The organism is Mariniphaga sediminis, from assembly GCF_003573545.1.
Lineage (GTDB): Bacteria > Bacteroidota > Bacteroidia > Bacteroidales > Prolixibacteraceae > Mariniphaga > Mariniphaga sediminis.
This window is the reverse complement of the sequence record NZ_QWET01000006.1, coordinates 110,125-133,152: the sequence shown is the minus strand read 5'-3', so window position 1 is coordinate 133,152 and position 23,028 is coordinate 110,125. Positions and strand designations below refer to the sequence as shown.

At 44.2% G+C, this 23,028-nt stretch carries 19 protein-coding genes and 1 riboswitch; of the genes, 6 read left to right on the top strand and 13 right to left on the bottom strand.

Going from position 1 to position 23,028, the window contains the following annotated elements; all coding sequences use genetic code 11:
• The first annotated feature begins 28 nt into the window (after positions 1 to 28).
• A complete protein-coding gene (locus D1164_RS09600; RefSeq protein ID WP_147372122.1) occupies positions 29 to 832 on the top strand; it encodes a DUF4249 domain-containing protein in 804 nt (267 codons plus the stop codon).
• 98 nt (positions 833 to 930) lie between these two features.
• Here the strand turns inward: D1164_RS09600 and D1164_RS09595 are convergent, their stop codons facing one another.
• From D1164_RS09595 to D1164_RS09560, 8 genes are all read right to left on the bottom strand, one after another.
• Positions 931 to 1,209 (bottom strand): Trm112 family protein, encoded by a 279-nt coding sequence (locus tag D1164_RS09595; protein ID WP_119349754.1) that lies wholly within the window; start codon positions 1,207 to 1,209, stop codon positions 931 to 933.
• Positions 1,206 to 1,856, bottom strand: a complete 651-nt coding sequence (locus D1164_RS09590; protein WP_119349753.1) for a thiamine phosphate synthase — start codon at positions 1,854 to 1,856, stop codon at positions 1,206 to 1,208. Before D1164_RS09590 ends, D1164_RS09595 begins: the two co-directional genes overlap by 4 nt.
• Complete coding sequence (locus D1164_RS09585; protein WP_119349901.1) at positions 1,847 to 2,902, bottom strand: AIR synthase family protein; 1,056 nt, start codon at positions 2,900 to 2,902, stop codon at positions 1,847 to 1,849. Before D1164_RS09585 ends, D1164_RS09590 begins: the two co-directional genes overlap by 10 nt.
• Before the next feature lies 1 nt (position 2,903).
• Positions 2,904 to 3,623, bottom strand: a complete 720-nt coding sequence (locus tag D1164_RS09580; RefSeq protein ID WP_119349752.1) for a class I SAM-dependent methyltransferase — start codon at positions 3,621 to 3,623, stop codon at positions 2,904 to 2,906.
• Positions 3,624 to 3,687: 64 nt separating this feature from the next.
• Positions 3,688 to 3,784: riboswitch (TPP riboswitch) on the bottom strand.
• 17 nt (positions 3,785 to 3,801) lie between these two features.
• Positions 3,802 to 4,020: a transposase gene (locus D1164_RS09575; protein ID WP_172594402.1), complete on the bottom strand. Its 219-nt coding sequence runs from the start codon at positions 4,018 to 4,020 to the stop codon at positions 3,802 to 3,804.
• Positions 4,021 to 4,147: 127 nt separating this feature from the next.
• Positions 4,148 to 4,894: an SDR family oxidoreductase gene (locus D1164_RS09570; RefSeq protein WP_119349751.1), complete on the bottom strand. Its 747-nt coding sequence runs from the start codon at positions 4,892 to 4,894 to the stop codon at positions 4,148 to 4,150.
• Positions 4,891 to 6,171: a carboxypeptidase-like regulatory domain-containing protein gene (locus D1164_RS09565; RefSeq protein ID WP_119349750.1), complete on the bottom strand. Its 1,281-nt coding sequence runs from the start codon at positions 6,169 to 6,171 to the stop codon at positions 4,891 to 4,893. The genes D1164_RS09570 and D1164_RS09565 overlap by 4 nt, the downstream gene beginning before the upstream one ends.
• Positions 6,168 to 6,755 carry an RNA polymerase sigma factor gene (locus D1164_RS09560; protein ID WP_119349749.1) on the bottom strand — a complete coding sequence of 196 codons (588 nt, stop codon included), beginning with the start codon at positions 6,753 to 6,755 and terminating at the stop codon, positions 6,168 to 6,170. The genes D1164_RS09565 and D1164_RS09560 overlap by 4 nt, the downstream gene beginning before the upstream one ends.
• 201 nt (positions 6,756 to 6,956) lie before the next feature.
• Between D1164_RS09560 and D1164_RS09555 the strand changes: the two genes are divergently transcribed.
• Entirely contained in the window at positions 6,957 to 8,783 is a 1,827-nt protein-coding gene (locus D1164_RS09555) for a vWA domain-containing protein (protein WP_119349748.1), read from the top strand.
• Positions 8,784 to 8,851: 68 nt separating this feature from the next.
• On the opposite strand, the gene D1164_RS09550 is transcribed toward D1164_RS09555, so the two are convergent.
• Entirely contained in the window at positions 8,852 to 9,997 is a 1,146-nt protein-coding gene (locus tag D1164_RS09550) for an MFS transporter (RefSeq protein ID WP_119349747.1), read from the bottom strand.
• A 133-nt stretch (positions 9,998 to 10,130) separates the two neighbouring features.
• On the opposite strand from D1164_RS09550, the gene D1164_RS09545 reads away from it, so the two are divergent.
• From D1164_RS09545 to D1164_RS09535, 3 genes are read left to right on the top strand one after another with little or no spacing between them, the layout of a single operon-like run.
• The gene (locus D1164_RS09545; RefSeq protein ID WP_119349746.1) at positions 10,131 to 12,266 is read left to right on the top strand and encodes a S9 family peptidase; all 2,136 of its coding nucleotides are present in this window, start codon (positions 10,131 to 10,133) and stop codon (positions 12,264 to 12,266) included.
• A gap of 33 nt (positions 12,267 to 12,299) precedes the next feature.
• Positions 12,300 to 13,733 carry a GDSL-type esterase/lipase family protein gene (locus D1164_RS09540; protein WP_119349745.1) on the top strand — a complete coding sequence of 478 codons (1,434 nt, stop codon included), beginning with the start codon at positions 12,300 to 12,302 and terminating at the stop codon, positions 13,731 to 13,733.
• Between the two features lies 1 nt (position 13,734).
• Positions 13,735 to 15,423 carry an MBOAT family O-acyltransferase gene (locus D1164_RS09535; protein ID WP_119349744.1) on the top strand — a complete coding sequence of 563 codons (1,689 nt, stop codon included), beginning with the start codon at positions 13,735 to 13,737 and terminating at the stop codon, positions 15,421 to 15,423.
• 49 nt (positions 15,424 to 15,472) lie between these two features.
• On the opposite strand, the gene D1164_RS09530 is transcribed toward D1164_RS09535, so the two are convergent.
• The 4 genes from D1164_RS09530 to D1164_RS09515 all read right to left on the bottom strand — a co-directional run bounded on the left by D1164_RS09530 (position 15,473) and on the right by D1164_RS09515 (position 21,433).
• The gene (locus tag D1164_RS09530; RefSeq protein WP_119349743.1) at positions 15,473 to 16,747 is read right to left on the bottom strand and encodes a DUF819 family protein; all 1,275 of its coding nucleotides are present in this window, start codon (positions 16,745 to 16,747) and stop codon (positions 15,473 to 15,475) included.
• A 115-nt stretch (positions 16,748 to 16,862) separates the two neighbouring features.
• A complete protein-coding gene (locus D1164_RS09525; protein ID WP_119349742.1) occupies positions 16,863 to 18,173 on the bottom strand; it encodes a DUF5723 family protein in 1,311 nt (436 codons plus the stop codon).
• 343 nt (positions 18,174 to 18,516) lie between these two features.
• Positions 18,517 to 20,013: an OmpP1/FadL family transporter gene (locus D1164_RS09520; RefSeq protein WP_119349741.1), complete on the bottom strand. Its 1,497-nt coding sequence runs from the start codon at positions 20,011 to 20,013 to the stop codon at positions 18,517 to 18,519.
• 52 nt (positions 20,014 to 20,065) lie between these two features.
• The gene (locus D1164_RS09515; RefSeq protein ID WP_147372120.1) at positions 20,066 to 21,433 is read right to left on the bottom strand and encodes a hypothetical protein; all 1,368 of its coding nucleotides are present in this window, start codon (positions 21,431 to 21,433) and stop codon (positions 20,066 to 20,068) included.
• A 102-nt stretch (positions 21,434 to 21,535) separates the two neighbouring features.
• Between D1164_RS09515 and proS the strand changes: the two genes are divergently transcribed.
• Positions 21,536 to 23,011: a proline--tRNA ligase gene (proS, locus tag D1164_RS09510; RefSeq protein WP_119349739.1), complete on the top strand. Its 1,476-nt coding sequence runs from the start codon at positions 21,536 to 21,538 to the stop codon at positions 23,009 to 23,011.
• Positions 23,012 to 23,028: the final 17 nt, after the last annotated feature.

Below are 23,028 nucleotides of genomic sequence, written 5' to 3'. Positions count from 1 at the left end.
GGATGAAAGAGATGATTTTTTTGAAAGCATGATTAGAATAAAATACATATTGTTCCTAATGGTTCCTTTTCTGCTTCTTTACAGTTGTGAGAAGGTAATTGATGTGGACCTGAACGAAGCAGATCCGGCGGTGGTTATTGAGGGGAATTTGTCGTACCTCGAAGGAGAATTGGAAGTTAACATTTCGAAGACGGGAAGTTATTTTGGTACCCAGCCGTCTGAAAAGGTGGAGAATGCGGAAGTGTTTCTGGAGACCGCGACCGGGTTGCGTATAAATATTGAAGAGAAGGGGCAGGGAGTATACAAACGGAAAAGATTGCAGGTGTTCCCGGGAGAAACATACCGGTTGACAGCAACGGTGGGAGAGACTCAATACACAGCAGTTTCAACTCTTTATGAAAGAGTGCAGATTGATTCACTGGGATACAAATATTACGGCAAAAACCGTTTTTTTGATGGCGGTTACCACATTCTGCTCTATTTTTCAGACCCGCCGGATCAAAAGAATTATTTCCGGGTAAGAATCTTTAAAAACGAAAAGTTACTGAACGAAACCTCTGATATCGTTGTTTTCGACGACAGCGGGCTGGAAGGAAAAGGTATCCAGGTTCGCCTGCAGGGACAGACGTTTAAGGCCGGAGACACTGCCAGAGTGGAGATGCTTGCCATCGACGAAAATGCCTGGGAGTACTTTACCACCTTCCGGGAGATGGCCAATATCAACCCGGGATCTCCGGCACCCGCAAACCCGGTGTCCAATTTCTCCAACGGGGCATTGGGGTATTTTTCGGCCTGGTCTCACGATACGAAGTCGATTGTTATTGAGCCGTAAAGTTGGCTGCAATCCTCCGGAGGCTTTCTCCCCAGCAATGTACAACAGGTTCCGTTTTAGGTTTCTGCAATTTATGTTCGAACGGAATGTGATGAGTCTTAGCTATTCTCTTGTGTAAGTACCCGGAAGTTCTCCACTGTTTTGCCTTTCAGGTGCGACTGCCATCGCTCCAGTAAGGGTTGTTCCAGTCTGAATTCCCGGTATTCATCGGGGTTCATTACAGGAATTCCTTTTACTATTGGGTAAAGGCGTTTGCATTCGTTACAGGTAAAAAATCCTTCGATAATATTCTCTTCTGTATCTTTCGTGATTACGGTCAGGTTTAAATCTGCTTTGTCAAAAGGACAACATAGTTTGTTTGCTGTTATTTGTCTCATGTCGTTTTCGTTTTTAATTGTTTCGAATATGTTTTTATTGCCTGGGAAGGACTATCAGCTCCCATCACACCGGATATTACCGCCACGCCTTCAAAATCCAGTTCGTTAAGTTTATTTATATTTTCAGGCTTTATCCCTCCGGCCAGAAAGACAGGCATGGATGTTATTCTTCTTGTTTCCCTGATGGTGTCAAAGTTTACCAGTTCGCAGCTTGTGTCGGTTGCTGACGGAAAAATGGAACAAAAGGAGATGTAGTCGATGTTATTTTCGGTTGCCCAGCGAACAGCCGACAGGTCGTTGTTACAGGTCAGGCCTGCAATAAATGGCCGGTTCACAGATTGTTTTATTTTGTTATAATGTTCCGGGATTTGGTCGAAATGAACGCCGTCCAGCGGAGTACTTTTCAGGTATTCCCATCTGTTGTTAATCAGTACCGGCACATTCTTTTTGTGTCCCAGAGCGCTGATTTGTTCCATCAGTTTTGCCTTGTTCTGGTGTGGTAAAAAATGATCCCAGATTTGCAACGCGGCTATTTCTTCCTGCAGGGCATCTTCCAGCTTTTTTACCAGAACGGCCTCGTCCATTGCCGGATCAATAACCAGGTAAACACCCGCTTTTATGGTTCTTCTGTTTTTTATTATTTCCATCCTTCTTTTAATGCTTTAAAAAATGCTGCCCAATACGGGTCTTCTTCTTTGTACTCCAGATCTTTTTTCTTTTTGTTTTCTACCAGTTTAATGCCGGATTCCTTTTCTTTTATTTCGCCTACCTCGCAGCAGGGGATGTTTATTGCGGTCAAACGTTCAATCACTTTTGCCGCCGAGCCCTTTTTGCAGGTAATAATCATAGAGCCGGCACCGATACTATAGCGGGGATCTATGCCGAACAACCCACAAATTTTTTGCTGAACCTGCTCTACAGGGATTTTATGGTTGTACACCACTGCACCGTTACCCGAAGCACTGACCAGTTCGTAAATAGCGCCCAGCACCCCGCCTTCTGTTACATCATGCATGGCAGTTACATCATCGTACCGCGGAATGTGTCCCACTGCCACCAGTCCATCTAGTAACGATGTTGTTTTATAAAAAAGGTCACATGCTTTCTGGTGATTTTCCACTCCCAGCTTATTTTTGATTGTTTGGGGAAAACTCAGGGCAAGAATGGAAGCCGAGGAAAGAGCGCACTCTTTGGTAACCAGAATGGTGTCTCCGGGGCGTGCGTTGCGGGAAACAAGCAACTGGTTTTCGGGGGCAATGGCGAAAAAAGTTCCGCCCCCCGCAATGGTGGAATTTTGTCCTTCAATAAAACCGGTATGGCCTCCGGTCACAGCAACGCCAATATCGGCACAAAAAGTATGAATATAATCCCAGTAAATTTTAAAGTCATTTTTGGAAAACCCGGCAGGAAGGTTCAGCACAAACTGGGCATACTGCGGGGCAAAACCTGTTGTAGCCATGTCGTTTGCCAGAAGTTGAACCGACAGCCAGGCCGACTCTTCCAACCCCAGCGAAGGAATAAGCGACAGCGGGTCGCTGGTGGCAGCCAGTGCCATTTTGCCCGGTAAATTCACAATGGAAACATCCACGCCAAATTGGGGCCCCACTGTTACTTCTTTTCTTTTGTGCCCGCTTTTGGCACATATCAACTGCTCTATCAGGTTCCGGTCTGTTTTTCCCAGCATTTTATCCATTTCAAACATCGTTAAATCGTACATATAGCCCGAAAAAATCGCCGTATGGCAAACTCCATTGCTGCACTGGAAACCACTTTGGCAGTCCGGTACACGACCACTCCACCGAATATTCCCTTCCTTCCAACGCCTGGTGAATTATTTTTATCAGCATTTGAGGAGTGTAAAATGTAGCGGTAATATAAAACGGGTTTTTCCCGAACAGTTGTTGTACCCGCCTTCTGACTACCTTGGTTGAATGGCGGTTCATCATTCCCATTGCAATACCGTACCGCGCTACACGGGCTGCTTCCCTGATGACTTTTACCGGATCTTTGTAATACTCGAAGGTGGTAATAAATGCCAGTGAATCGAAGGTGTGATCCTTGAAGGGCATGTAATGCGAATCCGCCATAACCAGGTCTCCGTCAAATAAATGAATGGCCTGCGATAACATTAGCGGGGAAATATCACCGCCTGTGGCTTCAATACCGATTTCTTTCCACCACCTTGTAAAGCGGGTGGTTCCGCAGCCAAACTCAAGCAGGGTTTTTACCCGGGTGTCTTTGGATACCAGTTGTTCCATCACCTTTTTTTGCCACACTTCGGCCCGTTTGTAGCGTCCTTCGTACCACTGTTCATACGTATCGGTGTGTTCGCGGTTGAAAAACCATTCCGGCCTGTTTTGCCAGTTTTGCTGGTTTTGAGGAATTAATTCAAAAGACTTTTTTCTAATTTCCATTTTTACGTTGTTTATAAACTAAAACTCCATTCGCCTGGATAAACCAAAGGAATGGAGCAAAATGGAATATTGTATACCGCATCCCTACGTTGGCATTATCCAAATCAGGTAACGGGTGTAATCTCAGCCTTACTTTTGAGTGGGCACCCCGTGCTATCAGAAAGGCAAAGGTAGAATTTTAATTCATAAAACCTGACAGGTTTGAATGACCAGCTGCAGCCGGTACCTCTTCCTTCGGTTTTATCTTCACCAAAAAATGGAAGTGATTTTTCATCAGCGCCCATGCATACGTTTCTGCTACGGGGGAAATGTTTTTATCGTACAGGTGCAAAAAGTATTCGTAGTTTTCGTTTTCAGCAAAAATGTTGCAACTGTTAATTCCCCGGTTGTAGATCATGGTAGAAATGTTCGTGTGTTAATGGTTCAAACTTTTGCATTTTGTTGGGTTTTCCTGACAGGTTTAAAAAAAAACTGTCAGGTTTGGGTTAAATTTATAAATAAATGTTCAAACCCATTATGTGTTTCTATACATAAATCATTTTGCGTGTCATGCCTCCGTCAATAGTAAAATTTTGCCCGGTAATAAAACTGTTTCCCGGGTTTAACAGGAACAATACCATATGGGCAATGTCTTCTGCTTTGCCAACCCTCCCGGCGGGATGTTGCAGGTGGTCGGCTTCTGAGATTTCAATTTGCCGGGCTTTTGCTTTTTTCTTTACAGCCGAAACATCAATCCATCCGGGACTGATGCAGTTAACACGTACTTCCGGCCCCAGGCTCATGGCCAGGGCGTGTGTGAGTGCAAAAACACCGCCTTTGCTGGCGGAGTAGGCTTCGGTGTTTGGTTCCGATTGAAAAGCGCGTGTGGAGCACAGGTTAATGATGCTGCCGTTTGATTTTTGGAGAAAAGGCGCTGCATATTTGGCACACAGGAAACCGCCGGTCAGGTTGACGCCAATTACCCTGTTCCACTCTTCCAAAGTAAGTTCGGCCAGTGGTTTGTTGGCGGCAACGGCCGCGTTGTTAACCAGCCCGTCTATTCGGCCAACCCTTTCTGCCGACTGCCGGATTGCCGCCTTCACCTCCTGCTCATCAGAAACATCGCAGGGATAAAAAGAAATAGTATCTGCCGGCACTTCTTGCTGAAACTCTTTAATGGCTTGCCGGTCGTTTTCAAAAACCGAAACATGAAATCCTTTTTTCTGTAAATGCAGTGAAACAATCTTCCCGATTCCCTGGGCACCGCCGGTTACGATGATATTTTTTCTCATTTTCTAAATATGATTTTCATTTTCTTTTCTGAAACGATCCGTTCTCCGTCTTTCACTTCCGGTAGCCAATCCGGGCCGTTTCTGATGATCTCTTTTGCCTGGTTGAAAAGCAGTGAGTCGGATTTGTTCCGGTTCAGCATCTTTGTGATTTCCCCGTACTCATTTATTGTTAACAACAGTTTAACAACCTCCCTTTCTTTCGGATAATCTGCGGGTAACACGGCTTGCTTTTCCAGGTAGCTATTCAGCGAGTCCATTCCGGCTTCCGGCCGGGCCTTGGTATCTTCGTATATTTTTACCGTGCTGACACTGCTCGTTAACTCTCTTTTCGCCTGCGTGCCGTGGCCGGTTATAACAATTTCATCGAGAGCAATCTGTTCCGGCTGCAGGGCAATAACCTGGAAGCTGTCTGTTGCCGTTTGAACTTCTGCCGTTTCCATGCCCACAAAACTGGCTACTACAGGGTTACTGCTATCGCCAACTGTATTCAGTTCAAACTTTCCCTCTGCATTGGAAACAATGGCATTTTGCGTCCCTTTTTGCCATATTGTAGCTCCGGGCAATGGGGTGCTGTCGTCTGCCGAAACAATTTTTCCACGCATGATTTGCATGTGGCGGGGAATGGATGGCTCCGAAGACAGGAGTGAATAGGCGGGTTGTTGGGTGAAACTATTTTCTGAACGTGAAATACTTTCTGCTGCTTCTTCGTGGTTTTCCATCTGAGTTTGTCCTTCGGTTATACCTTTTACGGATGAAGAAGGTGCTTCTGCAGCAGCCATCTTTTTTGTGCCGGAATCAGATTTCAGCTGTTTTTGTGCCGGCATTTCAACTGCATTGAGGTCATACTGTTCCGTTGCATTGGTCTCTTTCTGTAACATTTCTGTGTCTTCAGCGTCGGCTGGTTGTGCTGTTTTATCGTTTGTCTCCTGCTCATCCGGCTTCTGCTGTGTAGTGGTTTGGGCTACTTCCGGAATAACCGGTTTTTCATTCAGGGTATACCAAATAACTCCTGCACTGAGAATGAGCAGCAATGAAGCCGCCGCCGCCCAGTAACTATACTTATTTCTGCGTTTTTTAGAAGTGATTTTATGTTTTAGTTCCTGTAAATCTTTTTGCATATCTGTAACAGGAATGTGGCTGAATCCTTCCAGCGCTTCTGCCTCGAACGGATTTTTTTGCAGTTCCCTTTCAAACCGGTTACGCTCGGCATCGCTCATCCGGTCTTCCATATACCTTCTGAAATCTTCCGCGCTGATATGTTCTTTTTTCGTTTTCATTTTTTCTCTTCCATACAAATTTTCAGGTTTCGCTTGGCATTTTGAATGTGGCTTTTAACCTTCTTCTCTTCCATTTCCAGCACACCGGAAATTTCCCGGTAGCTCTTGTTTTTTAAGTAGAAAAGATCGATACATTTACGTTGCTCCGCTTTCAATCTTTCTATACATTTTTCCAACGCCTGTTCGGGCATTTCATCCGGAGTTCTGTCAACAGGATGCAATTCTGCCTCATTTTCCATAAATAAACCCCATTCTTCTTCTGTTGAAACCCGCACTGTTTCACCCGGCTTTTTTTTACGTAAATCCATCAGACAATGATTCTTTGTAACCACGTAAAGCCAGCTTTTAAAGTTTTTTACCTCGTGCCTGTGAATTTCCAGATGGATTTTTTCATAAATCTGAATAACTGCATCTTTTGACTTTTCGGGCTCTTTAAAGTATTTCAGGCACACACCATATACCAGGTGCATGTAGCGCGCATACAACTCTCCCAGTACTTCCGGCTCCCGGGTTTCCAGGTAGAGGCCCAGCAGTTCACTGTCGGGTTTCTCCTTTTTCTTTCGATAAAACGGAATGAGTTGCATGGTTTTTAAAATTCAGCCTAAATGTATGGCTTTTTTAAGAAATTCTGTTTCCCGGGGATCAGCGAATTCCGATTTGCCCGTTGTCGTAGTCAGCGAATAGGAATTCGCTGATCCCCCCCCCAAAAAAATTCTTTTAAAATTTTATGGAATCCGGTTTTTCCCTGCATCCTGACAATGAAAACAATTTAAAAAAGATTTATTATGAAAAAGATTATGTCGATTTTGATAATTGGGCTGACAGCCTTTGGAATACTTTCTGCAAGGGAAATCAGCGGTTTTGTTTCAGATGAAGCCGGTCAGCCGTTGCCGGGCGTTTCTGTAATTATTGAAAACAGTAACCGGGGCACTTTAACAGATATTCATGGTTTTTACCGGCTGGAAGTTTTGCCTTCCGATAAAATGCTTGTTTTTTCGTTTGTGGGCATGGAGTCCGAGAAGATATCAATCGGGAAGGAAGATATAATAAATGTTATGCTGAAGGTGGCAAATGTTGCCATGGAGGAAATAATGGTTGTAGGACATGGTTCCCGCGCAAAAATGCAGTTAACAAGCAGTGTATCATCTTTTTCTGCTTCGGAAGATATAAGGTATATGCCTGCACCCGACTGGAACACTGAAAATTATGCCACCATCCGGGAAAACGGGTTCAGAAATGCAAAAGCAAATCCGTTGTCCACTTTTTCCATCGATGTGGACAATGCTTCTTATTCCAACGTCAGGCGGTTTATCAACCAGGGCCTGCTGCCACCGGGGGATGCGGTACGGGTGGAGGAGATGATCAACTATTTCGGGTATGATTATCCGGAGCCGACCGGGGAGCACCCGTTTAGCGTTACAACTGAACTGGCCGGGTGCCCGTGGAACCCAAATCATTATTTGATGCACGTCGGATTGAAAGGAAAAAGTTTTGACAATACGGAACTACCGCCCTCGAATCTGGTATTTCTTATCGATGTTTCAGGTTCCATGAGTTCTCCCAATAAATTGCCTCTGCTGAAACGGGCTTTCAAAATGCTGGTAAATGAGCTTCGTCCGGAGGACAGGGTTTCCATTGTTGTTTATGCCGGAGCAGCCGGAAAAGTGCTGGAGGCCACTCCGGGCAGTGAAAAGAAAACGATTCTGGACGCACTGGATCGCCTGAATGCAGGCGGCTCTACTGCGGGCGGCGAAGGGTTGAGGCTGGCGTATAAATTGGCCGGCGAAAATTTTATGGAAGAAGGCAATAACCGGATTATTCTGGCTACCGACGGTGATTTTAATGTGGGCGTTTCAAGTACTTCCGAAATGGAGCGGCTGGTGGAAAAAGAACGTGAAAACGGCGTGTCTATTACGGTGCTGGGTTTTGGAATGGGCAATATAAAAGACGATAAAATGGAAACCATTGCCAACAAAGGCAACGGCAATTATGCTTATATTGACAACATTCAGGAAGCCCGTAAAGTATTTATCAGTGAGTTTGGCGGAACGCTTTTTACCATTGCCAAAGATGTTAAATTTCAGTTGGAGTTTAATCCGCAGCAGGTAAAAGCATACCGTTTGGTGGGATATGAAAACCGGTTGCTGAATGACGAAGATTTTAATGACGATACCAAAGATGCAGGAGAAATGGGAGCAGGGCACACGGTAACGGCGTTGTATGAAATTATTCCGGCAGGGTCGGATGAAACCGCACCATCTGTTGATTTACTGAGGTATCAGCGTTCGCAACCGCTTGTCGGCTCTCCCTCTGATGAACTGCTGACTATAAAACTTCGGTACAAAAAGCCGGACGGGCATAAAAGCAGGTTACTGGAAAAGCATGTTGTAAATAATTTGAAGAAAAAAACGTCTGATGATTTCCGGTTTTCTGCGGCGGTGGCTTCCTTTGGAATGTTACTGCGCAATTCATCATTTATGGGAAACACCACCATTGCTTCTGTCCTGGATTTGGCCCGGAATGCAAAAGGAGCCGATGAGGAAGGTTACCGTGCCGGGTTTATTCAACTGGTGAAAACTGTGGATGATTTGCACCTTCTGGCAGAAGAATAAGGAATTTTCGGAATGATTTCACCCCCGGGTGGGTTCGAATCCCGTCCGGGGTACTGGGAATAGGGTACTTAGATTTTTACCATAAACCGGGAAACCACCAACATTACCAGGGAAACAATGGCTCCTCCTGCAAATGCGATTTCTGTGCCGCCCAAGGTATAAAAAAGCCCGATGAATAGGGGCCCGAATGTTTGGCCCAATCGCAATACCATGCTGTTAATTGACATAAAACCTGCCCGTTCGCTTAATGGTGCAAACCCCACTAGAAGGGTTTGTATGCCGGGAATGAGCATCCCGTGGGCCAGTCCAAATGTAATGAGCGGTATTATAAGATGCCACCATTCACTGGTTACTGACAAAATAAGCATGGAAACGAGGTAGAGCATGAAGCTTATGTTGAGTTGGGCTTTTGGTGTAACCCGGCTGTTTATGCGTTTTAGTTGAGAGGAAGTAATGGCAGTGACCAATGAAAAGCCTGACATAAACAGTCCAATCTGCAAGGCAGTGGCGCCAAATCGCTCTTCCATCAGTTGAGGAAAATAGGAGAGGTAAGCGCCATACAAAACCACAAAAAGCAATACATTAATAATAAAAAGGCCCCACACTGTTTTTTTATTGATATTTTTCCAGGTGCGGCGCAGGTAATCTTTTAACTTTTGCGGTTTACCGGGTTCCGGATTTTTCAGGTAGAAAATAGCCAGTAAAGCCGTGGGGATTGCCAGAAACGGCAGCAGGAATGGGTATTGCCATCCTGCCATGGCCAAAGCTCCTCCAATGAACGGGTAGGCAGCGGTTCCTACACTCAGGATGCTGGCGTTAAATCCCATCACTTCGGTGCGTTTTTCTCCCGAAAAAAGATCGCCAATCAGCGTCACGTTTAGCGAACCCAACGATGCCGCCCCAATCCCCTGGAAGAAACGGAGAATCAACAGTATTTCCCAGTCTTTAGTAAAAAAACACCCTGTGCCGGCAAGCCCGAAAAGGAGTAACGAAGGCAGCAGAATGGTTTTCCTTCCCCAATGATCGGCCAGGATACCCACTACCGGTGCCAGGAAAATACCGGGGAAAGTAAACACAATTATCAGTTTGGTGACCTGGGGAGGCGAAATATTAAAATGGCGAATGATGGAAGGAAAAGCGGGTGTAATGCTGGCAACACCCATTACAGCCATTAATGTGATGAGAAAGATAATGGTCAGGTTTCTTTTTTCCATATAACAGCTTTACATACAAAAGTAGGGTTTTAATCGGGAGATTATTCCGGATTTTTGGCCGGTTTCCCATTTTTTCTTTTCCACAACGTTTGCTTTCACTATTTTCGTCGTTTAAACAGTAATTGTTCCAAAAATGCAAAAAGTGCTTCTCCTTTTTATATTGCTGGCTTCAACCACCGTTGGGGCGCAACAATTGCAAATGACCCTGGAAGATGCCATTCTTGGCCGTTATACATATTTGAACCCCGAAACACCGGAAGGTCTTTCCTGGAAAAATGACCGGTTTTTTACTTTTATTGAAAACGATACCCTTTGGGGCGAAGATGCCCGGAACGGAGAACGGTTTACAGTTATCAGCCTGAATAAACTCAATTCTGCACTGGGACTGGATGATAATAATACAATCAGTCATTTGGCCGGGTACTCCTGGGCAAACGATAAGTGGCTGCTTTTACAGCATAATGATCGTTATTTTGTTTTCGACCCAGAAGAAGAGAAACCTGAGGTTGAAATAAAGCTTCCGGCTGAAGCGGAGAATGCTGTGTTCAACCTGCCGGGAAAATTTGTCGCTTTTACTGTTGACGATAATTTATTCGTTACTTTCTCCAACAGGAAAACCATTCAGATTACCAACGATGGCGGCAATGGTGTTGTAAACGGCAAAACGGTGCATCGCAGTGAATTTGGGATCACAAACGGTATTTTTAATTCTCCGGAAGGAAACTATATTGCTTTTTACCGGAAGGATGAGACAATGGTGACAGATTACCCGCTGGTCGATTTTATGGGGCGCGTGGCTGAACATACCCCGGTAAAATATCCCATGGCAGGAATGAATAGTCATCATGTAACAGTGGGAGTTTACAACATCAATTCCGGTGAAACCGTTTTTCTGGATACTGGAGGCGACCCTGAGCATTTTCTGACTAACCTTGCATGGTCTCCCGATGAAAAGCATGTTTACCTGTTCGAACTAAACCGCGGGCAGGATCAGATGCAACTCAATTGTTATGACGTGCAGTCCGGCAAAAAGAAGAAAACACTTTTTAAGGAAACAGATAAAAAATATGTAGAGCCGCAATATCCCATCCGGTTTTCGAAAGTGAATGAAAATGAATTTTATTACCTGAGCCGTAAAGACGGATGGTTTCATGTGTATAAATACAATACAAATGGTAAACTTCTTCAACAGATAACAAAAGGGGAGTGGGAGGTTACCGGTATATTGGGACTGGATGAAAAGGAGAAGTATCTTTTTGTGGAAGCGACAAAAGAAAGTCCGCTGGAAAGGCACCTGTACCGGGTGGAGACAGCCTCCGGAAACATGGAAAAGCTTTCGGAAGAAGAAGGGATTCACAGCGGGATGCTTAGCCCGGGTGGAAGTTTTATAATCGATGCATTCAACGGACCGGAGATTCCTTCGATAACCGGTTTGATTTCTGCAAAAGGAAAAAAAATACGTACCCTGCACCAGGCATCTGATCCGTTAAAAGATTTTGTGCTGGGAGAAAATAAACTGGTATCTGTTCCGTCGGCCAACGGAAAGACAGAATTGACCGGACGATTGATTTTACCTGTTGGATTCGACCCTTCGAAAAAATACCCGGTGATTGTGTATGTGTATGGTGGGCCGCATTCACAACTGGTAGATAAAAGCTGGCACAACAGCGCCCGTTGGTGGCAGTATTATATGGCCGCCCAGGGGTACATTGCATTCACCATGGATAACCGTGGAACCAATAACAGGGGACGGGACTTTGAAACGGCTGTGCACCGGCAACTGGGTGTTTTGGAAACCAAAGACCAGATGAAGGGCATAGAATACCTGAAATCACTGCCTTTTGTGGATACAGAAAGGATTGGCGTACATGGCTGGAGCTACGGCGGGTTTATGACGCTGAACCTGATGTTGCGCCACCCGGAAGTTTTTAAGGTGGGAGTAGCCGGCGGCCCGGTGGTTGACTGGAGCATGTACGAAGTGATGTATGGCGAACGTTATATGGACAGACCGCAGGAAAACGTAACAGGATATGAAGAGACAAATATGATAAATCATGTGGCAAACCTGGATGGAAAACTGATGCTCATCCACGGAGCACAGGACGATGTGGTGGTAATGCAGCACAGCATGAAGTTTCTGCGGGAATGTATAAAACAGGGCAAACAGGTCGATTTTTTCGTTTATCCAATCCACCCTCACAATGTGAGAGGAAAAGACCGGTTGCACCTGATGGAAAAAGTAAGCCGCTATTTTTTTGAAAATTTGTGATTCTTGATAAAGCCCTTCAAAATAGTATCCTTTATGCTGGGAGTTTTCCTGCTGCTGGCAGCTGCCATGTGGATGACTCCTTCCGGAGGGATTAAAACAGGTGAGTTTATTTTTCATATGCCTTCTTTTAAAGAGATGTTTCTGGATGAAGGCCCTGGATATGTTGATGTCTCACAAATTTTAGAGGAACAGTTCAGCATCGATTCTCTCCTGTTTCAGGAAGATGGCTCCGGTGATGAGTCCGTTCTGAAAGCTGACTACGATTCCCTTGCTGCGAAAATCCACCTGATAGATATGGGCGATACTGCCCGCCTGAAGTTGTATCGTTTTTTCGATCGGTTTGAATCGGATAAACTGGTGCGCATCATGCATTACGGTGACAGCCAGATTGAAGGGGACCGCATAACGGCGTTCGTCAGGGATAAACTCCAGAAGCGGTTTGGCGGGTCCGGTATCGGGCTCAGGCCGGCCCTCCAGCCTTACGACTTTATTTTAAGCGCAGCCCAAAATAACAGCCGAAACTGGAAACGTTTTCCGCTTTACGGGAAAATCGATTCGCTCGTGGAACACAACAAATATGGTATGATGGCTGCTTTCTCACGGTTTGCGCCGCTGGTGAGCGATACCATTCCGGTGATGGATACCATTTATTATGAAGCGGACCTGAGCATTGAGAAAACGGCCGTCTCGTTTAAACGGGCCCGTACGTATGAGCATTTCCGGCTTTACTATGGGAACGCTAAAAGTCCTGTAAAGATGGAGCTGATGGCCGGCGATTCTGTTATACTGGCCGATACCTTGAAAGCACACGTTGATTTTGCCGTAGCGGAAGCAGACTTACCCGACACAACAGGCCGGGTATCGCTGCGTTTTAGTGGGTATGACAGTCCGGATATTTATGGAATGGAACTGGCTTCGCAACGGGGCGTGATTGTTGATAATATTGCACTGCGTGGTAGCTCCGGGCTTTTTTTTACGCGCAATGATTTTGAGCACAGCCTTAAAATTTATCAGGAGCTGAATCCCGGTCTGTTCATCCTTCAGTTTGGAGGGAATGTAGTGCCTTACATCACCCGCCAGGAGGATATTGAAAGATACGGTCGCTGGTTCAGCGCGCAAATCAGGCGATTGAAGCAAACCTGTCCGGAGGCAGCCATCATTGTTATCGGCCCGGGTGATATGTCGACGAAGGAAAAAGACCGGTATGTAACTTATGAGCATCTGCCTTATGTGGTGGAGGTTTTAAAGGAGGCGGCTCTCTCATCTGATTGTGCCTTCTGGGATATGTACGAAGCAATGGGAGGTTATAACAGCATGCCTTCGTGGGTGAATGCAGAGCCTGAACTGGCGCGTCCCGATTATGTGCATTTTTCAATGCGCGGTGCCAGGCTTATTGCCAATATGTTTTATAATGCGCTGATTTTTGAATACAGCACCCATTTGCAGGAAAAATCAGAAAAAGAATAATATGGAGATTTTTCAGCAAATAGAATGGAGTGATTTTTTTCGGAACATTTTTCAATATAATGCCGCAGCGCCTTTGATCTTTACCCGTTTCTTTTTCTGGGGGTTTTTTGCCGTTGTGCTGGTTGGGTATTCGCTGGTTTACAATAACCGGAACCGCAGTTTGCGAGCAGGATACCTGTTTGCCGTAAGCCTCTTTTTTTATTACAAATCCAGCGGCTTCTTCTTTTTTATCCTTCTTTTCAGTACCCTTACCGATTTTTTTATCGGGAAGTGGATTTATTCTTCCCAAAAAGAGGTGGTGCGGAAAATACTGGTGACGCTGAGTGTTGTCATCAACCTTTCCCTGCTGGCTTATTTCAAGTACGCCTACTTTTTTACAGAAAGCCTGAATGCACTGCTGGGAACAGATATGCACGTGGTTAATTACCTGGCCATATGGATGAACGAGGCTACCGGCACCCATTTCAATGTAAACCAGATTTTATTGCCGGTGGGTATCTCGTTTTTTACGTTTCAAACCATCAGTTATTCTGTTGATGTTTTCCGGGGGGAGACCAAGCCGGTAAATAACCTCATTGATTTTGGCTTTTATGTGTCATTTTTCCCGCAACTGGTTGCCGGCCCTATTGTGCGGGCTTCAGGGTTTGTGAAACAGATTTACGAAGATTATCACATTACAAAACAGGAGTTTGGCTGGGCAATTTATATCATTTTGAAAGGATTGGTAAAGAAGATTTTTATTGGCGACTATATTGCAGTTAACTTTGTCGATCGTGTTTTTGCAGAACCGCTTTCCCATTCAGGTTTTGAGAACCTTATGGCGCTTTTTGGGTATTCCCTTCAGGTGTATGTCGATTTTTCAGGTTACACCGATATTGCCATTGGTGTGGCATTGCTCATGGGGTTTCGGTTGCCGCAAAATTTTAATTCGCCCTATAAAGCGAAAAATGTGGGTGAATTCTGGAAACGCTGGCACATGTCGCTTTCATCCTGGTTGAAGGATTATCTTTACATTCCTATCGGCGGTAATCGCAGCGGGTCTGTTTTTAGTTACATCAGCCTGGGAATTATACTGGCTATTGTGGTGCTGCTTGCCGGCAAGCTTATTCTTATTCCCATTTTTGCCGGTGCTGTTTTAATGTTTGCTTTGCTGTCTTATATTTTCCCGGGGGTAAAACGCAGTATAAATACAAACATTAACCTTATGCTTACCATGTTACTGGGCGGTTTGTGGCACGGCGCTTCGTGGCAGTTTATTATTTGGGGCGGACTGAACGGAGTGGGGCTGGTAGTGTATAAATTCTGGCGAAAAATCAGTCCGTGGGAAATGAAAACAAACTGGCTGGCAACTTTTTGGAAAATTGCCCTTACGTTTTGTTTTATTACAGCTACGCGTATCTTTTTCCGGTCGGAATCGATGCAGGTAGTTAATGGCATGATGCACCAGATTGCGAATAACATGGATTGGCACATTATTCCTGAAGTTGTTGTGGCTTACAAAGGAGTGTTTTTAATGATGCTCTTTGGCTTTTTTACCCATTGGGTGAGCCAGAAATGGAAAGACCGCCTGAAGGATGCTTTTGTGGCTGCTCCGTTTTGGGCAAAAGTGGTGATTTCAGCTATTGTAGTAATTATTGTTTACCAGTCTGTTTCTGCAGATATGCAGCCGTTTATTTATTTCCAGTTCTAAATTTTTTTACCACAATTTGATTTGTGATAAAGTCCTCGGAATTATGGTATCACTTTAATACCGTTGCAATAAAAATTCCCAGGTATGTACCGAATGCAAATCCCAGTATTCCGATGGTGAGCCCTGAAATAATTACATTTTTATTTTTTAAAGCGCCCGCTACAGCAGGAACAAACGGCGGGGAGTAGGTGAGTGCCGTAATGGCAATAATAGTGGTGTCTGTGTCTACCTTAAAGATGCGGGCCAGTCCCACATGGATTATCATCGATCCGAAAACCACCCAAAGCACATACAAAAATAGTTCGAGAAATTCCAGTTGGAACATATTTCGCAAATTGGCCAGGGATGAAATAGCCAGACAGAAGACAATGATAAAATACATTCCCAGGGGAAAACTTATTTTCAGCCGGTTTACCGGTTTTATTAACGATGCAGCAAGCCCCAGCGTGGTAATAGTAAGAATAACAACAATTACCTGGGCTGATTTGGGGACGATAAAGGATAAGCCTCCGCCAATGGCAAAAATGATGACGGAAACAAGGAGTGACTTTCCTATTCCGGGCAGGTTTTTCCGTTGAAACAACCCGTCAAAGTTATCCATGTCGTTGCTTTCTTCTGTATCTTCCATGCGCAGCACATTTTCTGCTTTTCTGATAACTCCGAATTTGGGAAGGAATGTATTAAAAAGCCGTTGTGCGAAGGTCATAAGGAAAAGTAATGCCACTGAGCCAATAATCAGATCGTAGGTGTGCGTCAGAATAAATGTATTCGGACTGACATCAAGTGCGGTTCCAATGGCCGCCAGATTGGGAGTCCCGCCGGTATAAACCCCGATGAGCATTCCAGTAACTTTGGCTGATTCCGTAATATTATGGGCAAAGAGATAATAGCCGATAAAAACGGAAATGAGCAACGAAATCATGGCCAGTACCAGCGATAAAATGGCACTTCGGGCATTCTTAAGCCATTTTCCTAAATCGAGTGAAAAGAGAAGAAGCGGCAGTGCAATGAGAATGGTATAATTCATCACAATTTCCTGAAGTTGGGCAACCTGGTTATATATTATATCGCTTTCAACAAAGTGGGATGAAAGTATGTATTCATTCATTTCATCCTCCGGCAGAAAGTTTCTGGTAGCACCAATAAGCCTTGCAAGCTCCTCACTGGCTTCCGGCATAATTCCAATGTTTCCCAATATAAGACCGGCAGCATAAGCCAAAACAACGGCACCTATCCTGTTGAGTGTGTTCGAGATTTTACATAGGTAAATAAGAAGGACCGGAGTAAACAGGTAGAATATAATCAAGGTAACTGTAATCCACATAAATTTGGTTTTTGCTGAAAAAAAGCAAACCTAAGAAAAATTATTTATTTGTAAAATTCTGCATTTACCAAACTCCCAACAAGGATCAAGGCTTGGTAGGAACCGAAAAAGGTTGTTATCCGTCAACGCCGGGAGTTTCGTTTTTTATGCCGAAAGAAAGATTTATTCCAACCGCTGCCGACAACCGGTAAGCATTTTTATAGTTGATGGATTGAATGACATTATCGGTAATAAAAAACAGATCTGTTCCGGGGAGGAACCTCAGTCTGAATCCCAACCCGATATTATCAAATTTGTATCCTGCGGTATAGCTAACGGAGGTAGAGAGTATTTTTCCGATTTCTCCGTTCAGGGAAAGGGTTGCCGAGGCATTGGAGCCTCCTTTGTAAAAAGTGTTATGGAATAAGAAAGCGTAATTCCATTTTTCGGAAAATTGCCTTTTGGCCCCCAGGTATATTTGGGGTGGGATCCCGATTTTAATTTTTTCATTTTCCCTTATTGTAATTTCATCATTGCTGTTCCCGTTTAAAATATAGCCGTTTGTTTTCCAGTGCGATGCCCCAATATTCAGGACACTCGCAGAGAACATCCATTCATTTAATTTATAGGTGGCGCCAATATCCAAAGAAAGGCTTTTGTTTCTAAACAGGTCAGAGAATCGTGTGTTTTCAGGCCAGTTGTCGGGCAGAAGTCCCTCTTCCAGGTTAAGGATATTTCCTTCAACAGCATCCGGATTTATTTCTCCGTACAATCCCAGTATTACCTCCCCGGTAAAAGATTGATCATAGTCATAATCGTCATTTCCCATTTCTTGACGATTTACCGAGTAGCTAATATTTTTGGTCTGAATTCCCATCAGGTTAAAGTTTATATGCGGGGTAATTCCGAGAGTAAGGTTATCATCGATAATATGCGAATAAGTGAAACCCAGCGATAAATAGTTGTTTGTAAGCAGATCAATATCATCAACAACTATGGGAAAATCGTCGGGTGCAATATCATCAAAATCGGTTAGCAGGTAGACAATATCTGACGCGACCTCCATTTTTGATGAACTGTTTATTGAAGCATTGAACAAAAAGTATCCCTTTTCTTTTCGTTTGAAGCCAAAAGAAAGAATATTGCCCCGGGTTTCAGAAAAGAAACGGTTATAGTTTCCAATGGACCGGACGACTGCATCGGGATTGTATCCTTCGTTTCCAACCGACTCAATAAAGTTATCAAGCCAGTTGTAATGAAACCCGGAATTGTAGGCCTGTGCAGAATATCCGCCAAGACCGGGAAGACCAATGAAAAACCTGGCATTTGGAACAATAGCCGGGTTATAGTTACTACTTTGAGGTAGCCGGTCCATAAAATACAGGGTGTTTTGTGCATGTGTCAGGAATGGGATAAGTACTGAAATTACAATGATAGTCCGCTTCATACTATTCTGTGAATTAGGACCTAAAGGAACAAAATTTCAGAATGAGTACCATAGGTTATTTTACTTTTTTAAAACATAATTTCAATAAAATTTATAAAAGGGTAAGCTGGTCAGGAGGTATGGAAGCAATAAAAACCGAATGTTGAATAATAATGTATCACATTTAGTTAATACAATTCTTATAGAAAAATATTTCCAGGGCGGGCATTCATGCGGTACAGTTCTCCAACAAATTTGAGAATATAGAAAGGATGTGCGCCATTTCATGCGTAAAACAATCCTAAAAAGAAAAGGTACAATCCCAGGACTGTACCTTTTATGGCAATTATATGTATGGAATTCTTTAGAATTTGAACCCCAACGTAAACATCACATTATTTTTAACTGTCTCGAAAGTTGCCATTTCCGGTACCGGGTAGAAATCGGTTGGGGGAGTCGGATAAAGCAAGTCAAATGTTTTATTTTGTACATGCCTGTAAGCTACATCGAAAAAGAATCCGCCAGTCCGGTAGCCGAGTCCGGCAGAAATTACATTCATTTTGGAATCGGCATTGGGCTGAGACTCGTCAAACGCTTCCGAATTAAAGGGAGACGGATAATTTTCAAAGCCGGCACGCAGGCTGATATTGCTGGTTGCCAGAAGTTCCGCTCCAATCCGGAGGTTGCCCACTGCTTTATACACTTCAGCTATGTCATTGTTTTCATCCACAAAACTGTGCCCATCACTGCCGCGTCGCAAACTGGCCGAACCGTAATCGGTAAATTCATAATCAATACTGATTAATCCTTTTTTTGCAACAATGTAAGCTGCGCTTATGGTGGCACGTAACGGCGTTTCCAAATCGTAATCATACTCGGAGTATGGAGAGAAAGCTTCATGGCTTCCCATTTCGCTTTCGTCATTGGCTGCTTTGGAGTACATCGCTGTTTCAAATACGTCGTGCAGGTTATAAAAAGTGGGGGTATGCAACGAGGCGCCTAACCTTAATTCGTTGGTGGGTTTATAAATAATACCTAATTTACCGTTGTAGCCTGTTCCGCTGGTACGCAGGTAAGAGTCAAATTGCATTTCATCCCACAAATCGATATTGTTTTGGGCGTCCCATTCTAATAACTGAGAAGATTCTTTGTAGTAAACATCAACGATACCTACCGATACCCCGATATAAAGCTTGTGGTTAAAGTTAAGTCCCGCAGCCAGAGAATATTCGTTTATATAACCTTGTTGTGAGATACTTTTTCGCTGACTTTGCCCGTAAGCACCTTCCAAATCATGAAAATATACACCTTCATTATCTTGGTCTTCCCATAAAAGGTAAGTTTCCCAGGCAAGATCTTCATAAAATTCACCCCAGTTATTAATTGTTGCATTATCTGCAAGGTAATCAAGGAATGAACTATTCATATTGTCGGAACCTGCAAGTACCGTTCTGTTAAAATCCTTCAGCCTGTTAAAACCGATTCCCACATTGATATTGACCAAACCTGTTTCTCCCTGATTATCGTTTGAAAGGGCGGCCACATAACTCAGGTTATTAAACATGAAATTGTATTTACTGTCGGTCATCAGGTTGCCACGATAAGTGGATTCTACCTGCGTTTTTCCAAAGGTGGGGGTGAAGACCAGTTCAGATGAGCGGTAAAGACCAAGGCCTGCAGGGTTGATACTCACCGATGTGAAATCTCCTCCCAGGGCGCCAAATGCATTTCCCATAGCTCCGGCCCTTGCTGTTCCCTGAACCTGAAAATCGGAATAGCGTAACGCATCAACCAACCCTTGCGCCTGAGTAAAAAAAGGTACTAGAATAGCTAAACTCAATAATGTTATGAATTTTTTCATGGCTTAAACTGTTTTTCGTTAATAATCACTTTTAATGGCGGTCATCCATTTTTTATCTTCTTCTCCCTGACGATGACGAAGAAGACCTTGAACTTCCGGAGCTGCTGGAACTGCTCGGACTGCTGTAGCTCCTCGATGATGAACCGCTGCTGCGGTAACTTCCGCTGCTGCTACTACTGCTTCTCGACGGGGCGCTCCTGTACGTACTGCCCGATTTTGTGGAGCTTGAAGAAGGCGCCCTGTATGTTCTTGTAGAACTACTGTTACTTGAACTCCTGTTGTATGTTGAAGTGGAGCGGTAAGTGCTGTTGTAGCTCGATGTCGAGCGGGGAGCAGAATAGCGGGAATTTGAACTTTGTTTAACCACCCGTGGGGTTGTGGTTGTTCTTGAAGACGGCCTGGTATAAGTTCGTGTAGAAGTACTACTGGGCCGGGTATAGGCTTGACTGCCTGACCTGGTGCTGCTCGTACCGCTTTTTACTGCCGGATTGCTGGCATCTCTGCCTGATGATGTCCTTCTGCGTTCGGTAAGAACACTGTTTGCTGCACTTCTGGTTCCCGATGCGGAATTACTTCTGCGCGCTGCATGGGTGTTTTCCGTGGAGCGGGTTCTCTCCCCTGTGCGGGCGCTTTTCGTTGTTGTGGCCGATGACCTGACTCCTGATGTACTTCTGAGTCCTCTGCCATTACCATAAACGGAAGTAGCCGTTGAACGTCTGCGACCATAACGGTAGTTGTCCGAGTCTACATAGATGCCACCATGTCCGTACCAGGAATGATAAGGATGGCCCCATCCATAATAGGAATAAGGACCGTACCAGGAACTGTAAAAAGGTGAAAAGCTCCAGTTCCATCCCCAGCTGCTGTAAGGATAATACCAGTTATATCCCCAATTCCATGCATAGGACCAGGACGGGGAATACCATGAAGAGTAGTAAGGATCATAATAATAAGGATCGTAATACCAGCTGTCCCAGTAAAATGGATCGTAAAAATGTGGACGATGGAATCGACGGATACGGTAAGCATAGTCGATGGCATCGCCGTCATAATAATTGTTTATTACATATTTTACTTCATCATCATTGTAATAAACAGTAGTATCTGTTCCATACATATCGAGCTGATCCATATTATATGTAAGCGCATCGGCATCACTTTCGGTTCCTTCAAAAATGTAATTGTTCATCGTTTGTGAACCTTCTTCATTCTCCTCAATATTGCTGATAATCATGCGGTGACCCGATTTTTCTGCAACTTCAGCTTGCTCTGCCTCATTTTCTTCCACAACAATGGGTGGAGGAACATCGCCCGGGTTAAAATAAATGTCATCTGTGTATGTTCGTGTGACATAACCCCCCGAGGTACATGCACCTGCAAAAAGTGCAACCATCATTAAAATTGTCAATCTTGATTTCATAACTCGTCCTCCCGGTTTATTTAATGTCAATAATATTTACTTTCTTTGTGAACTCTGAATAATCATGTACAAAAAAGCAAATTTTATACCAATTTAGAAAAAATGGCGAAAGAATTAACTCCGCGTAGTGAAAATTATTCTCAATGGTACCAGGATTTGGTCATTAAAGCTGATCTGGCAGAGAACTCTGCGGTTAGGGGATGTATGGTAATTAAACCTTACGGTTATGCAATATGGGAGAGAATGCAGGCCGAACTTGACAGGATGTTTAAAGAAACCGGGCATGTAAATGCTTACTTTCCGTTGTTTATACCGAAGTCGTTTTTTAGTAAAGAGGCCGACCACGTGGAAGGCTTTGCCAAAGAGTGTGCCGTGGTAACCCATTACCGTCTGAAAAATGATGAAGAGAAGGGCGGGGTAGTGGTTGACCCCGATGCGAAGTTGGAAGAGGAATTGATTGTACGCCCTACTTCCGAAACAATTATATGGAATACATATCGTAACTGGATTCAGTCGCACCGCGATTTGCCATTGCTCATTAATCAGTGGGCCAATGTAGTACGTTGGGAGATGCGGACGCGTTTGTTTTTGCGTACTGCTGAATTTCTTTGGCAGGAAGGTCACACAGCACATGCCACCAAAGAAGAAGCCATAGAGGAAACCGTTAAAATGATAAATGTTTACGCCGATTTTGCCGAAAATTTTATGGCGCTTCCGGTTATTAAGGGACACAAAACCGAAAATGAACGGTTTGCAGGAGCTCTTGATACGTACACCATTGAAGCACTAATGCAGGACGGAAAGGCATTGCAATCGGGAACCTCTCACTTTCTGGGACAGAATTTTGCAAAAGCTTTTGATGTGAAGTTTACCAATAAAGAGGGGCGCGAAGAATATGTATGGGCTACTTCATGGGGGGTTTCCACCCGTTTGATGGGGGCGTTGATTATGGCCCATTCTGACGACAACGGGTTAGTATTGCCTCCAAAACTGGCGCCTATCCAGGTGGTTATTGTTCCTATCTATAAAAAAGCGGAACAGTTGGAAACCATTTCCCGCAAGGTGAATGAAATTGTTGATGAACTGAAAGCAAAAGGTATTTCGGTGAAGTTTGACGACAGCGACAATAAAAAGCCCGGATGGAAATTTGCCGAATACGAACTCAAAGGGGTACCTGTAAGATTGGCGGTTGGACCGCGCGACCTGGAAAATGGTACGGTGGAGGTAGCCCGCCGTGATACCCTGGAGAAAAATGTGGTGTCCATGGAGGGAATTGCTGATTATATCCAAAATCTTTTGAATGAGATTCAACTAAGTATATATAATAAAGCGTTTGAATTCCGTGCCCAAAAAACAACAAAAGTTGATACCTGGGATGAATTTAAAGAAGTCCTTCAAAATAAAGGGGGCTTTGTTTCGGCACATTGGGACGGGACGCCGGAAACAGAAGATTTGATTAAGAGTAAAACCAAGGCGACTGTCCGTTGTATTCCGCTTCAAAATGAGCAGGAAGAAGGAGTTTGTGTTTATTCCGGAAAACCATCGAAACAGCGGGTCCTTTTCGCCGTCGCATATTGATTGAAAGATTTTTTTAT

Bases quoted from the DNA above. Each gene is read 5' to 3' on its own strand.
- D1164_RS09600 (WP_147372122.1), top strand. From the start codon at position 29: ATGATTAGAATAAAATACATATTGTTCCTAATGGTTCCTTTTCTGCTT.
- D1164_RS09595 (WP_119349754.1), bottom strand. From the start codon at position 1,209: ATGAGACAAATAACAGCAAACAAACTATGTTGTCCTTTTGACAAAGCA.
- D1164_RS09590 (WP_119349753.1), bottom strand. From the start codon at position 1,856: ATGGAAATAATAAAAAACAGAAGAACCATAAAAGCGGGTGTTTACCTG.
- D1164_RS09585 (WP_119349901.1), bottom strand. From the start codon at position 2,902: ATGGATAAAATGCTGGGAAAAACAGACCGGAACCTGATAGAGCAGTTG.
- D1164_RS09580 (WP_119349752.1), bottom strand. From the start codon at position 3,623: ATGGAAATTAGAAAAAAGTCTTTTGAATTAATTCCTCAAAACCAGCAA.
- D1164_RS09575 (WP_172594402.1), bottom strand. From the start codon at position 4,020: ATGATCTACAACCGGGGAATTAACAGTTGCAACATTTTTGCTGAAAAC.
- D1164_RS09570 (WP_119349751.1), bottom strand. From the start codon at position 4,894: ATGAGAAAAAATATCATCGTAACCGGCGGTGCCCAGGGAATCGGGAAG.
- D1164_RS09565 (WP_119349750.1), bottom strand. From the start codon at position 6,171: ATGAAAACGAAAAAAGAACATATCAGCGCGGAAGATTTCAGAAGGTAT.
- D1164_RS09560 (WP_119349749.1), bottom strand. From the start codon at position 6,755: ATGCAACTCATTCCGTTTTATCGAAAGAAAAAGGAGAAACCCGACAGT.
- D1164_RS09555 (WP_119349748.1), top strand. From the start codon at position 6,957: ATGAAAAAGATTATGTCGATTTTGATAATTGGGCTGACAGCCTTTGGA.
- D1164_RS09550 (WP_119349747.1), bottom strand. From the start codon at position 9,997: ATGGAAAAAAGAAACCTGACCATTATCTTTCTCATCACATTAATGGCT.
- D1164_RS09545 (WP_119349746.1), top strand. From the start codon at position 10,131: ATGCAAAAAGTGCTTCTCCTTTTTATATTGCTGGCTTCAACCACCGTT.
- D1164_RS09540 (WP_119349745.1), top strand. From the start codon at position 12,300: ATGCTGGGAGTTTTCCTGCTGCTGGCAGCTGCCATGTGGATGACTCCT.
- D1164_RS09535 (WP_119349744.1), top strand. From the start codon at position 13,735: ATGGAGATTTTTCAGCAAATAGAATGGAGTGATTTTTTTCGGAACATT.
- D1164_RS09530 (WP_119349743.1), bottom strand. From the start codon at position 16,747: ATGTGGATTACAGTTACCTTGATTATATTCTACCTGTTTACTCCGGTC.
- D1164_RS09525 (WP_119349742.1), bottom strand. From the start codon at position 18,173: ATGAAGCGGACTATCATTGTAATTTCAGTACTTATCCCATTCCTGACA.
- D1164_RS09520 (WP_119349741.1), bottom strand. From the start codon at position 20,013: ATGAAAAAATTCATAACATTATTGAGTTTAGCTATTCTAGTACCTTTT.
- D1164_RS09515 (WP_147372120.1), bottom strand. From the start codon at position 21,433: ATGAAATCAAGATTGACAATTTTAATGATGGTTGCACTTTTTGCAGGT.
- proS (WP_119349739.1), top strand. From the start codon at position 21,536: ATGGCGAAAGAATTAACTCCGCGTAGTGAAAATTATTCTCAATGGTAC.